The sequence below is a fragment of the Devosia sediminis genome, from assembly GCF_016411825.1.
Classification (GTDB): domain Bacteria; phylum Pseudomonadota; class Alphaproteobacteria; order Rhizobiales; family Devosiaceae; genus Devosia; species Devosia sediminis.
Genome location: NZ_JAEKMH010000001.1, coordinates 266,269 through 279,533 on the forward strand (window position 1 = coordinate 266,269; position 13,265 = coordinate 279,533).

Below are 13,265 nucleotides of genomic sequence, written 5' to 3' on the forward strand. Positions count from 1 at the left end.
CGGGAGTGGGTCAGGCCCTGAGGATTTTCTCCATCGCGCGACCCTTGGCCAGTTCGTCGACCAGCTTGTCGAGATAGCGCAGGTCGCGCATCAGCGGGTGGTCGATTTCCTCGAGGCGCACGCCGCAGATCACGCCCTTGATGAGGAAACGATTGGGGTTGAGGTTCGGGGCCCGGTCGAAAAAGTCCTGGAAGGTGGTCTTGTCTTCCAGGGCCTTGTCCAATTGCTCCTGGGTGTAGCCAGTCAGCCAGCGCGTAACTTCGTCCACCTCATCACGTGTCCGGCCCTTGCGCTCCGCCTTGGTCACGTAGTGCACATAGACGCTGGCGACGCTCATGCCATAAATGCGATGGTTTTCGTAGTTCATGCGGGCAGTTTAGCCCCTGGGGGACAGGCGTGTCGATGGCCAGGCCCGCCATTCGTCGCTTGGGTGAGAGCAATTGCGGAGGCAAGCCATGACGCCGATCCTGACAGTCTTCAAATGGTCGCCCGATGGCGGCTCGGGCCTCGCCCGGGACATGCGGGTACGCTGGGCGCTGGAGGAGGTGGGGCAGGACTACGAGGTCCGCTTCGTCACCTTCAAGCAGATGAAGGAGCCCGAACACCGCGCCCGCCAGCCCTTCGGGCAAATCCCGGCCTATGAGGAGGATGGGCTCCGGCTCTTCGAGTCTGGCGCCATCATTCATCACCTGGCCCAGACCCATCCCGGCCTCCTGCCCGCGGACAAGGCGGCGCGAGCAAGGGCGGTGACCTGGATGTTCGCGGCGGTCAGCACGGTGGAGCCGCCGATCGTCGAGCGCGAGCAGGCCGATTTCACCGACGCGGATCAACCCTGGAAACATCCTGCGCGCTTCGCTTTTCTCGACGACCGCATCCGGGCGCGGCTGGCCGATCTCTCCGCTTATCTGGGCGATCGCGACTGGCTCGACGGGGACTTCAGCGCCGGCGACCTAATGATGGTTCTGGTGCTGCGGCGCGCCGATCCGGCGCTTGTCGCGGAATTTCCCAACCTCGCGGCCTATGTCGCACGGGCGGAGGCACGACCGGCCTATCAGCGCGCCTATGCTGCCCAGCACGCGCTTTACGGTGGGAAAGCGCCGCCGATGTCGGAGTGGTGAGGGCCACGTCACCTCGCCGGGATGACTATCGTGGGCGTGGAGGCATTATGCCTTCGCGCTAGACGATCCGTTCGAGCAGCCCGCGACGCTTCATGATGTTCTTGTAGTCCCACTGCACGGTGCGGGATTCTTCGAGCCAATTCACCAGTTCGTCGGCGTCGATCTGGGTGACCGAGGTATAGCGCTTTTCGGCGGCCTTGAAGGTGCCTTCCTTGTCGAGGCCCGGCGTCGCAAAACTCTGGCCGCTCCAGAACAGCAGCCGCACCGGCCCCTTGAGCTTGGAATAGCCCACGATCGGGTTGCCATCGAGAAACCATACCGGATGGGCATGCCAGATCTTGCTCTCGGCCTCGGTCAGCACCCGGTCGATGATGGCCCGGAGCTCATCGCAGATGAGGCGGAATTCGTCGTACTGCGCGGCGTTGTATTGGTCGATGGTGGTGGGTTTGATGACGGTCATGCTTGGCTCCCTCATGCGATTGTATACGCATGACGAGAGAGAGGGGAGGACTTCGACGCGGGGTGCAGGCACCCACAGTTGTCATCCCGGCGAAGGCCGGAATCCATCTTGAGATCTCAGGATGGGCCCCGGCTCAAGGCCGGGGTGACATCGAGGGTGTAGGGAGATCGCAGTTTTGCCCGTTGGGCCGGCTAGTAGATTCTCATCTGCATGCGCATGACGATGTCGGCGCCCAGGCGCTGGAAGCCGTATTCGCGCATGGTGCAGCGCCATTCGCCGCCGGTTTTTTCGACGCGGAAGAGGTTGTACCGCGCCGGGTCGTCCAGAGTGCCGCCCTGGGCGGCGCTGGCGGCTGCAACGCCGATGACCGGCACTTCGTGGGTCTTGCCCGGCACGTGGTGGATCGACGAGCGGTGCGTGTGGCCGTGGAGGATCAGTTCGGCACCGGACTCGGCAATGACCTGGCGGAAGAGGCGATGGCCCTTGAGGCCAAAGGAAGGGTGCTGCAGTTCCGCATTGGGCGGATGGTGGATCAGCACGACGCGGAAATAGTCGGCATCGCCGAGAAGCTTGAGGATGCGGCCGAGGCGAGCGGCCTGCTTTTCCTCGAAGCGCCCAATGGCCATGAAGGGCGGGGTGGGGACGGCGCTGGAGCAGGAAATGATCGCCATTTCCCCTACGCGCCGGACGAATGGAAAGGCCTCGCCCTCGATGGTTTCGCCTCGGAGATAGTCGCCCCATTGGTCGCGGGCATAGTCGAGCGCGCCGGGCACATAGGCGTCATGATTGCCGGGGCAGACCACCGTCTTTTCCGGCCCGCCCAGTTCGCGCAGCCAGCGGCCGGCGCGTTCGACCTCGCTGTCGAGGGCCAGGTTGGTCAGGTCGCCGGTGACGGCGGTGAAGTCGGCATTCTGCTCCTGCATATGAGCGACCAGCCGCGACAGCGTCTCGGTGTTCATCTCGCCGTGGCGCTTGAGCTTCCAGTTGAGGAAGCCGGTCAGCCGCTTGCCCAGCAGGTCGCGCATGCCGACTGCGGGCATGGGCGAGAGATGGATGTCGGAGATGTGCGCCAGGGTTATCATCGCGGGGGGTTTTGCCAGAACGCCGCTTCCAAGAAAACGTTCAATCGACACAACACACGATTTTGTCGCGGGCCAAGCTCTGCTACCGAGAGGTCAAACGGAGAGCATGCCGATGATGAATCGCTTCCAGCGCGTTCGCGCCAAGGTGTTTTTGACCCTCAAGGGGCTCTATCATCGCATGACCATGGGCGCTCGTGTCATGGTGGTGGATGGCGATAAGGTCCTGCTCATCCGCCACACCTATGTGCCCGGCTGGCAATTTCCAGGCGGCGGCGTGGGCCCAGGCGAAACGTTCGAGGAAGCCGGCGCGCGCGAGACGCTGGAAGAGACCGGCTACAAGGTCATCGGGGCGATGGAGCTGTTCGGGCTTTATCACAATACCAGCCCGGTGACGGACCGGGACCACGTTGCTTTCTTCGTCGCCAAGGCGTTCAGCCACGAATTCGACCGCAAGCCCGATCACGAGATCGCCGAGATCGGCTGGTTCGACCGCCACGCCCTGCCGGACAAGGTGACCCCAGCCACCAGCCAGCGCATAGACGAATATTTTGATGGCGTCGAGAAGCGGACGGTGTGGGGGTATTAGTGCAAGCGCATTGTACCCGTGTAAGCCGTCATTGCCCGGCTTGACCGGGCAATCCACCTCGCTGAGGCATGGACCACCCGGTCAAGCCGGGTGGTGACGATGAACAAGAGACACACTGCGCTTTGCGCATGGTCCTCAGGTCTGGCTCGAGGTCGGCGCGGTGGTCGAGGCCGGAGCCTAGTTAATCAATCCAAAAACGGCAGTTCCGGGCCCACCGGGATGATGCGGTGCGGATTGATGGTGGTGTGGCTCCAGTAGTAGTGGGTGCGGATATGGTCGAGATCGACCGTTTCCTTGACGCACGGCACTTCGTAGAGCGCTTTCAGGTAGTGGCTGAGATTGGGGTAGTCGGCGATCCGCTTGCGGTTGCATTTGAAGTGGCCGACATAGACCGCGTCGAAGCGCACCAGTGTCGTGAACAGCCGCCAGTCCGCCTCGGTGATGCTGTCGCCGGTCAGATAGGCATTCTCTCCCAGGAGGCCCTCGACCCAGTCCAGCGCGTCGAACAGCTTTGAGACGGCCTCGTCATAGGCTTCCTGCGTCGTCGCAAAGCCAGCCTTGTAGACGCCATTGTTGATGTCGTCGTAGACGCGGACATTGATCGTATCGATCTTGTTGCGCAGCCCTTCGGGATAATAATCGTCGGTATTGCCGGTCAGCTCGTTGAAGGCCGAGTTGAACATGCGGATGATTTCAGAGCTCTCGTTCGAGACGATGGTGTTGGTGTTCTTGTCCCACAGCACCGGCACAGTCACGCGGCCGGTATAGTCTTTCTGGGCTTCGGTATAGACCTGCCAGAGGTAGTCCTTGCCGAGGAGCGCATCGCCGGTCGAGCCGGTGGCCTGATCGAAGCTCCAGCCGGTCTCGTCGGGCATTTTGGGCGATACCACCGAGACCGAGATCAGGCTTTCCAGGTCCTTGAGCTTGCGGAACACCAGGGTGCGGTGGGCCCAGGGACAGGCCAGGGACACGTAAAGGTGGTAGCGGCCGGCCTCGGCGGGAAAGCCCCCCGTGCCGGAGGGACCGGGGGCGCCATCCGGGGTGATCCAGTTGCGGAACCCGGCCTGCGAGCGGACGAACTTGCCGCCGGTCTTTTTGGTGTCATACCACTGGGTGGACCACTTTCCGTCGATCAACTGTCCCATTGAAATACCCTTTCGGTCATCTTGCTGACGGCTTTGCCTCATCAAAATCGGCAAAGGAGCCAGAGGTTGCGGCTTCTGACACTGAGCTAATGGCCACTGGTCCCGAGGATAAGACCCTATCGGCGTAACAATCCGTTATGCATCCGGGACACAGAGGCGTAGCGGACGAGGAAAATCGGGTTCATGGAACCAATATTCCCATTTACGGGCACCCATGCTGGTGCTAATTCCGATTCAGACGTGGAGGCGTCCAGGATGGTGAAGGTTTTGCAGACGAACCGACGACCCTAGCCGGTCGTTATAGCGGTAGCCGAATGGCTGACCGCGCCTTGTCCTGCATTGTCCTATCCTGGATCTGACCCATGACCACGCTCGTTGCGGCCGAGGCCGCTGCCACCCCCGTTGCCGGCCAGCCTGTTGTTCGTCCCGCTACCGCGGCTGACGATGCCTTTGTCGAGGACTTGCAGGCCATTGCCTTTGGTCCGGGGCGCTTTGCACGCACCGCCTTCCGGGTGCGCGAGCGCTTTCCCATTGATCCGAGCCTCAGCCTCATCTCCGAGGTCGAGGGCACGCCTTCAGGCTCGGTGTGGATGACCCCGATCAGCGTCGGCGGCATGAAGGGTTACCTCCTCGGGCCGCTCGCGACGCATCCCAATTTCCGCAAGCGCGGCGCCGGCAAGCTGCTGGCGCGCGAGGTCAGCAAGCGTGCCCTGGCGCGCGGCGAGGGCCATTTCGTGCTCCTGGTGGGCGACCAGGATTACTATTGCCCGCTCGGCTGGGTGCCGACCACGCCGGGCAATATCCAGTTCCCCGGTCCCGTCGATACCAGCCGCGTGCTGCTGCTGGCCGACGACCCGAACCTCGCCAAGACGCTCAAGGGCAGCATCGCGGCTTTCGACGAGGGCGAGTGATAGCCTGACGCGGTGAGTGTTCGAAAAAGGGTGCCAGAGGCGTCTGCCTTGCCTACACTCTGCGTATCGACATCTTCGCCGAGCCCAACTTGATCCTCCAAGCCGACATCGTCGCTCAGCTCAGTGCCCATCTCCTGTCCGAGCCGCCACCCCTGGAGCCGGCGCAGGACCTGGTGCCCGACTGGCAGCCGCTCACGCCCTTCGAGCGGCCGCCGGTGCCGGCAGCGGTGCTGATTGCACTGGTGCGGCGGCCGGAGGGACACACCGTGCTCTATACCGAGCGCTCGCCGGACCTCAGGGCGCATTCGGGGCAGGTGGCCTTTCCCGGCGGCAAGATCGACCGGACCGATGCCGGACCGGCCGCGGCGGCCCTGCGCGAGGCGCATGAGGAAGTGGGCATGGAGCCCGGGGACGCCACCGTATTGGGCTATATGCCGAGCTATTATACCGGCACCAATTATCTCATCACGCCCGTGGTCGCCGAGGTGACGCCGAGCGGCCCCTTCGTGCCCAATCCGGGCGAGGTGCATTCGGTGTTCGAAGTGCCGCTGAGCCGTATCCTCGCCGTCGATACCTACGGGCGGTTCCGCATCAGCCGGGGCGGCAAGGAGCATTCGACCTGGCAGATCGACCATGACGGTCATGTCATCTGGGGTATCACCGCCAACCTGACCCGGCAGTTCCGCGACCGCATCATGGGCGAGGTGGCGGCATGATCCCTGATCGGATCGAGGACGCGGAATGGCTGCAACGACCGGCGGTGCAGGCCATTTTCGCGGCACTGGATGGCGCCGGGGGCCGCACGCGGGCCGTGGGTGGCGTGGTGCGCGACAGCCTGATCGGGCGGATGCGTGAGCATGCCGATATCGACATGGCGACCGAGCTTCTGCCGGTATCCGTGCTGCAGAAGGCCAAGGCTGCAGGCATTGCGACCTATCCCACCGGCATCGACCACGGCACGGTGACGCTGCGCCTCGACGAGACCACGGTCGAAGTAACGACGCTGCGGCAGGACGTGGAGACCGACGGGCGGCATGCGCAGGTCAGCTTCGGCACCGATTGGGTCGCCGATGCCGAGCGGCGGGATTTTACTATCAACGCGCTTTACTGCCATGCCGATGGAAGGCTGTTCGACCCGCTGGGCGGAGCAGGGGACCTGATCAATGGTCGGGTGCGGTTCATCGGCGATGCGGCCACGCGGATCGCCGAAGACGGCTTGCGCGTCTACCGCTTCTTCCGCTTCTCGGCCAGTCACGGCGCAGAACAGTTCGACCCCGATGGTCTTGAGGCCTGCCGCAATGCGGCCGAGGACCTCGACCACATTTCCCGCGAGCGGGTCGGCGCGGAAATGATGCGGATGCTGGCGCTGCCGCAGGTGGCCAAGACCATCGGGTTGATGGACCATCTCGGCCTCGTAAGGATCGAACCAGGCGCCGCCCAGGCCCTCCTTCGCTACGAATCCCTCGGGGGTCGGGCGGCGACGGCGCGCATGGCGCTGCTGGGGCGCGATGGGCTCGATCTGCGGCAGGCTGACTGGCGGCTGAGCAAGGCTGTCATCACGCATGCGGAGCGCATCGGCGAAGCGGCGTCCCTGTTGCGGCGCGGCGATGTCGCCTGGGCCGCCTATCGCTTTGGCGAGGATGCGGTGGAGGGGCTGGCGGTGGCCGCTTCCGAAGACGGCTGGCCACGCGAGCGTCTGGCCGAATTGGCGCGGGAACTCGGGCGCCTGCCGGTGGCGCCGCTGCCGGTCGGCGGCGCCGATCTCGAAGCTCGCGGCATGCGGCCTGGCCCCGACATGGGCGCTGCGCTGGGCCGCATCGAGCGGGCCTGGGTGGAAAGCGAGTTTTCGCTGACCAAGGACGAGCTGCTGGAGCGAATTTTCCACTAGGCACACGCCTTGGGCCATTTCTCCATCATCGCCACCGGGCTCGTCGCGGTGGTCCATACCGCTGCAAGATGGATTGCCCGGTCAAGCCGGGCAATGACGAAGGGGGGAAACCCCACCGGCTGTCATCCCGGCCTTAGCGGGGTGACAATCGAGTATGGGGGATCATTGCAAAAAAAGAGCCCCGGCGAACCGGGGCCCTTTGGCATCAATGCTTGGTCTGGTTTCCCAGATCGTCCACATCGACGATGCGTTCCTTGATGCGCTCGACCATTTCGGGGCGCACTTCGGTTTCGCCATTGAAATTTCGCATGTTTTCCACGGCGCGGCGGACCACTTCGGCCTCGCTTTCGGCTTCGGCGCGCCAGGTGGAGCCGGGGATGAGCGTACCGGAATCAAAGCGTTTCATCGCGAAACCTCCTTTGTCTCTCGCAATGCACTGTCTGACCGAACGCAGCCCATATGGGGATCGTTCCGATCATTCTTCGGGAAAGATGCCGATGTCGGACAGGCCTTCGATCCAGGTTGCGCCGTCGCGACGGATGACCTTGCGCGGCACGATGCCGGTTTCCTCGGCGATGGCCTCGGCCAGCGGAACCGAGTGGGTGACAACCCAGACCTGGCTGCGGGTGGCGGCGCGGGCAATGGCCCGGGCGAGGGCCGGCAGCAGGTCCGGATGCAGCGAGGTTTCCGGCTCGTTGAGGGCGATGAAGGGCGGCAGCCGATAGGCTAGGAGGGCGCCGAGCAGCGCCAGGAATTGCAGCGTCCCGTCCGAAAGTTCGGCAGCGCCGAAGGCGCGCTGCGGCACTTCCGGAAAAATCATCGAAAAGCTGGCATCGCGGCCTGGCGGAGGAATTTGCAGCCGGGCGCCAGGAAAAGCCTGGTCGACGGCCGCGTCGAGGTCGCCCGTGTCACCGCGGATGTGCTTGAGCGTCGCCAGCACGGCGCCGAGATTGCCGCCATCGGCATCGAGCGTCGGCGCCGTCACCGCCAGCGACGGCCGGCGCAGGGGAGAACCGGCATCGGTGCGAAAGCCATGATAGAAACGCCAGCTCGACAGCAGGTGCCTGACGGCATCGAGCTCGGGCAGGGTGCCGCGCAGGGCCGAGAGGGCGGTTTCGCTGGCCAGCAACGGCTGATCGAGCTGCCGCAGGCGGCCGCTTTCATCGCGATACCAGGCGGCCGGACCCTTGCGCTCGAGCAGGGTGACGCTGCGGCGCCCCGGCAGCACGAGGCTTTCCGACTTTATCTGCGGTTCTTCTGAAAAGACGGCCTGGTAGCGGCTGTCGCCGAAGCCGACCTCGACTGCGTAGCGCGGGACAAAAGCCGCCTCGTCGTCCCCGGGCAGAATGGTGTCGAGCCCGACTTCGAAATTGAGGCGCGGCTGCTCATGGCTCTTGCGCGGCCCGGCCCACATGGCCGAGGCGAGGCCGCCTTCGCGCGCCAGGTTCAGCGCCAGTTCGCCCGTGGCGGCGGCATGGACCATTTCCAAGGCCCGATAGAGATTGGTCTTGCCCACGCCATTGCCGCCGACCAGCACGGTAAGGCGCCTGAGCGGAAAGCGGATCGACCGGATCGAGCGGTAGAAGGAGATGTCGAGATCGGTGAGGGACATGCGGGGAGTGTAAGCGGCTCAGGAATGCCGCGCTAGCTCCGGCCTACCCCCACCCGACCTCCCCCTGAAGGAGGGGGAGGGGTGACACCGAGAATGCGCCAATGTTCCGGCGAACGCAGAGAGGTTCCTCCCCCTACTCAGGGGGAGGCTAGGTGGGGGTACCCGATGCCTTCACGGCCACTTCACCGCAGGAGGCATCGACGAAAGGATCGAGTTGACGTTGCCGCCGGTCTTCAAGCCGAAGGTCGTGCCTCGGTCATAGAGCAGGTTGAATTCGACATAGCGGCCGCGGCGGACCAGTTGCTCGTCGCGTTCGGCTTCGGTCCACGGCTTCTCGAAATTGCGACGCACCAGTGCCGGATAGATGCCGAGGAAAGCCTCGCCAACCGCCTTCGTGAAGGCAAAGTCGGCGTCCCAGTCGCCGGAATTGAAGTGGTCGTAGAAAATGCCGCCAATGCCCCGCGGCTCGTTGCGATGGGGCAGGAAGAAATACTCGTCGCACCAGGCCTTGAGCCGCGCATAGTCGACGCCAGGGCGTCCGTCGCAGGCCGCCTCCATGGCGGCGTGGAAATCCACCGTGTCGGGATCGGCCTGGGTGCGGCGGGCATCAAGCACCGGGGTCAGGTCGGCGCCGCCGCCCCACCACTGCTTGCCGGTGACGATCATCCGGGTGTTCATGTGCACGGCCGGGACGTGCGGGTTCCAGGGGTGGATGATGAGCGAGATGCCCGAGCTCCAGAATGCGGTGCCCGCTTCGGTGCCCGGCATCTGCCGCGCGAACTCTTCGGAGAAATTGCCGTGCACGGTCGAAATATGGACGCCGGCCTTCTCGAAGACGCGGCCATGCAGCATCGACATTTCGCCGCCGCCTCCGGCCGCCCGATCCCACGGGGTGCGCTCGAACCGGCCCGGCGCCATCCCGGCATTGGGACCGCTCACCTCCCCCTCGATGGCCTCGAGTTCGGCGCAGATGCGGTCGCGCAGGGCGCGGAACCAGGCGCTGGCGGTGGACTTCTTGGTGTCGATGTCGGCGGGAAGGGTCATGGTGGGGGAAATGGACCTTCAGGTCAGATCTGTAAAGTGGTGCGTCTGTCGCAAGGCCTCTCCCAATACCATGCCGGCAGCGAGGGCCACATTGATCGAGCGCAAGCCTTCGCGCATGGGGATGCGCAGCCGGAGGTCGCAGATGTCCGCCACAGTATCCGGCACGCCGGCGCTTTCGCGACCCAGAAGCAGGATGTCGTTCGCGCCAAAGGCCGCGCCGTAAGCCGACTCGCTGGCCTTGGTGGTGAGGAGGGCGAGACGCCGTCCTTCCGCGCGGCGCCAGGCGTCGAAGGCGGCAAAGCTCGCATGTTCGACCAGCGCCGCCTTGTCGATATAGTCCATGCCTGATCGAGCCAGGTTGCGGTCGGTGAGGGCAAAGCCGGCCGGATGGATCACGTGGACGGCGACTCCGAGGCAGGCGCCGAGCCGCAACAGGGTGCCGGTATTGGCCGCGATATCGGGCTGGTAGAGCGCGAGGGCGATGGTCAAGGCTGTTTGCTCCAGCACACATAAAATCCCGGAAATCGGGGATTGAGCGGGTATAGTGTCGCAGTTTGGCGCTGTCACGGTTCGCGCACTGGACAAGTTCCTGTGACAGTGCAAAAAGGACCTTACCTGACGGGCCGCTTGAGGGCGCACGGCGGTCGATTCTGCTTATGTGGACGACCGGGCCGGTGCCGGTTCCGTCAAATATGCATGTTACGGGGATACGGACCTTGGCCACGCAAGCAGAACATTCATCCACCAACCGGCGCGACTTTCTTTATGTCGCTACCGGCGCCGTCGGCGCGGTCGGCGCTGCCGCCGTGGTCTGGCCGCTGATCAATCAGCTCAACCCCGACGCTTCGACCCTGGCGCTGGCCAGCATCGAATTCGACGTCAGTGCGATCCCGGAAGGGCAGTCGGTCACCATCATGTGGCGCGGCCTGCCGGTCTTCGTGCGCCACCGCACGACCGCGGAAATTGAGGAAGCAAGAGCGGTTCCGCTCAGCGACCTCAAGGATCCCGAGACCGATGCGCAGCGTATCAAGGAAGGCCACGACCAGTGGCTGGTGATGATCGCCAACTGCACCCATCTGGGCTGCATCCCTGTCGGCGAGGCGGGCGATTTCGATGGCTGGTTCTGCCCCTGCCACGGCTCGCACTACGACTCTGCCGGCCGTATCCGTCGCGGTCCCGCGCCCAAGAACCTGGTCGTGCCGCCTTATGAATTCGTCAGCGATACGCTGATCCAGATCGGTTAGTGGGGGCTTTTCCGATGTCCGAACATTCTACCTACACTCCCGGAACTGCCGTCGAGAAGTGGCTCGATGACCGCCTGCCGGTCATCCGTTTCGCCAAAGAACACTTGATGGACTTCCCCACGCCGAAGAACCTCAACTACTGGTGGACCTTCGGCGCCATCCTCGTGATGTGCCTCGGCGTGCAGATCGTCACCGGCGTCATCCTCGCCATGCACTACACCCCGCATGTCGACCTGGCCTTCAACGCAGTGGAGCACATCCGCCGCGACGTGAACGGCGGCCGCATCATCCAGGCCACCCACGCCGTGGGCGCCTCGATGTTCTTCGTGGCTCTCTACATCCACATGTTCCGTGGCCTCTTCTACGGCTCTTACAAGGCGCCGCGCGAGATCATCTGGATCCTGGGCGTCCTGATCTTCATCCTGACCGTCGCCACCGCTTTCATGGGCTACATCCTGCCCTGGGGCCAGATGTCCTTCTGGGGTGCCACGGTTATCTCGAACATCTTCTCGGCCATTCCGGTGGTAGGCGAGAACATCAAGCAGCTCGTGCTCGGCGGCTTTGCCGTCGGCAACCCGACGCTCAACCGCTTCTTCTCGCTGCACTACCTGCTGCCCTTCGTGATCGCCGCCATTGTCGGCCTCCACATCTGGGCCCTGCACGTCCCGGGCAACAACAACCCGATCGGCGTCGAAGTGAAGGAAAGCCGCGACACCGTTCCCTTCCATCCGTACTATACGATGAAGGACCTGTTCGCGATGGTGCTGTTCATGATCCCGTTCGCGTGGTTCGTGTTCTTCGCCCCCGACATCCTGGGCCACCCCGACAACTACATCATGGCCAACAGCCAGGTGACGCCGGCCCACATCGTGCCGGAATGGTACCTCTTGCCGTTCTACACGATCCTGCGCGCCATCGACTTCAACGTGCTGTTCATCGACTCCAAGCTCGGCGGCGTCATCGCCATGGGCGGCGCGCTGGTCATGCTGCTGATCGTGCCGTGGCTCGATACGTCCAAGGTCCGCTCGGGCACGTTCCGCCCGCTGTTCAAGTGGTTCTTCGCGCTGTTCGCGATCAACTTCGTGGCCCTGACCTATCTGGGTGCGCAGCCGGCCGAGGGCATCTACACCGTGCTCGCCAAGGTCTGCACCGCCTACTACTTCCTCTACTTCCTGGTCATCCTGCCGGTCCTGTCGCGTATCGAAACGCCCAAGCCGCTGCCGACCAGCATTTCCGAGAGCGTTCTCGGCAAGGCACACGCGTGACCGGGGCGAAAACCATGTTCAAGACCAAGATCATCATCGCCGCCGTCGCTGCCATGGTTGGCCTTGCCAGCCTCCCCGCACAGGGCGCCGAAGGCGGCGCCCATGTCGAACGGCAGAACTGGAGCTTCGCGGGTATCTTCGGAACCTACGACCAGAACCAGCTGCAGCGCGGCTTCCAGGTTTTCCGTGAGGTCTGCGCCAGTTGCCATGGCGCCAACCTGATGGCGTTCCGCAATCTCAGCGAGCCGGGTGGCCCGAGCTTCTCGGAAGAGCAGGTCAAGGCGCTGGCCGCCGAGTTCGAAATCGCCGACGCGACCGCCGAAGGCGGGGTGCGTGCCGGTGTGGCTGCCGACCGCTGGCCGTCGCCCTTCGCCAATGACCAGGAAGCCCGCGACGCCAATGGCGGTTCGCTGCCGCCGGACTTTTCGGTGCTGGCCAAGGCCCGCGGTGTGACTGATCCGTTCCCGACCTGGGTGTTCAACTACTTCACCGGCTACCAGGAAGGCGGCGCGGACTATATCCACGCCCTGCTCAACGGCTACCACGAGGAAGTGCCGGAGACCGCTCCGGAAGGCTTCGAGCTGGCCGAAGGCAAATATTACAACGACTACTTCCCCGGTCACGCCATCGGCATGGCTCCGCCGCTGGCTGATGGTTCCGTGACCTATACGCCGGGCGAAGACGGCGTCACCGTTCCGGAAACGCTGGAACAGTATTCGACTGACGTCGCGGCTTTCATGATGTGGATGGCCGAGCCGCATCTGGTGGCGCGCAAGCAGACCGGCTTCGTCGTCCTCTTGTTCCTCGTGCTGTTCGCCGGCCTGATGTACGCCACCAAGCGCAAGCTTTGGGCTGGCATCGAGCACTGACTTCAGTCCCGAAGGGCAAATCTCTCCGGTGGAGAGATTTG

General features: G+C 64.0%; 16 protein-coding genes. 8 read left to right on the forward strand and 8 right to left on the reverse strand.

All coding sequences use genetic code 11. The annotated features are described in order from the left end of the window. Positions 1 to 10 precede the first annotated feature (10 nt). The gene (locus tag JEQ47_RS01315) at positions 11 to 367 is read right to left on the reverse strand and encodes a DUF2200 domain-containing protein (RefSeq protein WP_236020613.1); all 357 of its coding nucleotides are present in this window, start codon (positions 365 to 367) and stop codon (positions 11 to 13) included. A gap of 88 nt (positions 368 to 455) precedes the next feature. Between JEQ47_RS01315 and JEQ47_RS01320 the strand changes: the two genes are divergently transcribed. Further along, complete coding sequence (locus tag JEQ47_RS01320; RefSeq protein ID WP_198874587.1) at positions 456 to 1,118, forward strand: glutathione S-transferase family protein; 663 nt, start codon at positions 456 to 458, stop codon at positions 1,116 to 1,118. 58 nt (positions 1,119 to 1,176) lie between these two features. On the opposite strand, the gene JEQ47_RS01325 is transcribed toward JEQ47_RS01320, so the two are convergent. Next, complete coding sequence (locus tag JEQ47_RS01325; RefSeq protein WP_198874588.1) at positions 1,177 to 1,578, reverse strand: DUF1801 domain-containing protein; 402 nt, start codon at positions 1,576 to 1,578, stop codon at positions 1,177 to 1,179. A gap of 191 nt (positions 1,579 to 1,769) precedes the next feature. Continuing rightward, positions 1,770 to 2,660, reverse strand: coding sequence for a metallophosphoesterase family protein (locus tag JEQ47_RS01330; protein WP_198874589.1), 891 nt, complete (start codon positions 2,658 to 2,660; stop codon positions 1,770 to 1,772). Positions 2,661 to 2,772: 112 nt separating this feature from the next. Between JEQ47_RS01330 and JEQ47_RS01335 the strand changes: the two genes are divergently transcribed. Next, on the forward strand, positions 2,773 to 3,246 hold the full coding sequence (locus JEQ47_RS01335; protein ID WP_198874590.1) for an NUDIX domain-containing protein: 474 nt from the start codon (positions 2,773 to 2,775) through the stop codon (positions 3,244 to 3,246). 185 nt (positions 3,247 to 3,431) lie between these two features. Here the strand turns inward: JEQ47_RS01335 and JEQ47_RS01340 are convergent, their stop codons facing one another. Next, the gene (locus JEQ47_RS01340; RefSeq protein WP_198874591.1) at positions 3,432 to 4,391 is read right to left on the reverse strand and encodes a glutathione S-transferase family protein; all 960 of its coding nucleotides are present in this window, start codon (positions 4,389 to 4,391) and stop codon (positions 3,432 to 3,434) included. Positions 4,392 to 4,753: 362 nt separating this feature from the next. Between JEQ47_RS01340 and JEQ47_RS01345 the strand changes: the two genes are divergently transcribed. The 3 genes from JEQ47_RS01345 (at position 4,754) to JEQ47_RS01355 (ending at position 7,190) form a co-directional block, all read left to right on the forward strand. Beyond that, positions 4,754 to 5,302, forward strand: a complete 549-nt coding sequence (locus JEQ47_RS01345; protein ID WP_198874592.1) for a GNAT family N-acetyltransferase — start codon at positions 4,754 to 4,756, stop codon at positions 5,300 to 5,302. An 89-nt stretch (positions 5,303 to 5,391) separates the two neighbouring features. Next, a complete protein-coding gene (locus tag JEQ47_RS01350; protein ID WP_198874593.1) occupies positions 5,392 to 6,018 on the forward strand; it encodes a CoA pyrophosphatase in 627 nt (208 codons plus the stop codon). Then, a complete protein-coding gene (locus JEQ47_RS01355) occupies positions 6,015 to 7,190 on the forward strand; it encodes a CCA tRNA nucleotidyltransferase (RefSeq protein WP_198874594.1) in 1,176 nt (391 codons plus the stop codon). The genes JEQ47_RS01350 and JEQ47_RS01355 overlap by 4 nt, the downstream gene beginning before the upstream one ends. 205 nt (positions 7,191 to 7,395) lie before the next feature. Here the strand turns inward: JEQ47_RS01355 and JEQ47_RS01360 are convergent, their stop codons facing one another. The 4 genes from JEQ47_RS01360 to JEQ47_RS01375 all read right to left on the reverse strand — a co-directional run bounded on the left by JEQ47_RS01360 (position 7,396) and on the right by JEQ47_RS01375 (position 10,335). After that, positions 7,396 to 7,596, reverse strand: a complete 201-nt coding sequence (locus JEQ47_RS01360) for a DUF1059 domain-containing protein (protein ID WP_198874595.1) — start codon at positions 7,594 to 7,596, stop codon at positions 7,396 to 7,398. A gap of 69 nt (positions 7,597 to 7,665) precedes the next feature. After that, positions 7,666 to 8,802, reverse strand: a complete 1,137-nt coding sequence (locus JEQ47_RS01365; protein ID WP_198874596.1) for an AAA family ATPase — start codon at positions 8,800 to 8,802, stop codon at positions 7,666 to 7,668. A 171-nt stretch (positions 8,803 to 8,973) separates the two neighbouring features. Beyond that, positions 8,974 to 9,846: an oxygen-dependent coproporphyrinogen oxidase gene (gene hemF, locus JEQ47_RS01370; RefSeq protein ID WP_198874597.1), complete on the reverse strand. Its 873-nt coding sequence runs from the start codon at positions 9,844 to 9,846 to the stop codon at positions 8,974 to 8,976. A gap of 18 nt (positions 9,847 to 9,864) precedes the next feature. Beyond that, a complete protein-coding gene (locus JEQ47_RS01375; protein ID WP_210337928.1) occupies positions 9,865 to 10,335 on the reverse strand; it encodes a tRNA (cytidine(34)-2'-O)-methyltransferase in 471 nt (156 codons plus the stop codon). 203 nt (positions 10,336 to 10,538) lie between these two features. Here JEQ47_RS01375 and petA point away from each other — a divergent pair, with 203 nt between their 5' ends. From petA to JEQ47_RS01390, 3 genes are read left to right on the forward strand one after another with little or no spacing between them, the layout of a single operon-like run. Continuing rightward, positions 10,539 to 11,090, forward strand: coding sequence for a ubiquinol-cytochrome c reductase iron-sulfur subunit (petA, locus tag JEQ47_RS01380; RefSeq protein WP_198874598.1), 552 nt, complete (start codon positions 10,539 to 10,541; stop codon positions 11,088 to 11,090). A gap of 14 nt (positions 11,091 to 11,104) precedes the next feature. Next, positions 11,105 to 12,355, forward strand: coding sequence for a cytochrome b (locus JEQ47_RS01385; RefSeq protein WP_198874599.1), 1,251 nt, complete (start codon positions 11,105 to 11,107; stop codon positions 12,353 to 12,355). Positions 12,356 to 12,369: 14 nt separating this feature from the next. Continuing rightward, entirely contained in the window at positions 12,370 to 13,224 is an 855-nt protein-coding gene (locus JEQ47_RS01390) for a cytochrome c1 (RefSeq protein WP_198874600.1), read from the forward strand. The last annotated feature ends 41 nt before the right edge of the window (positions 13,225 to 13,265 follow it).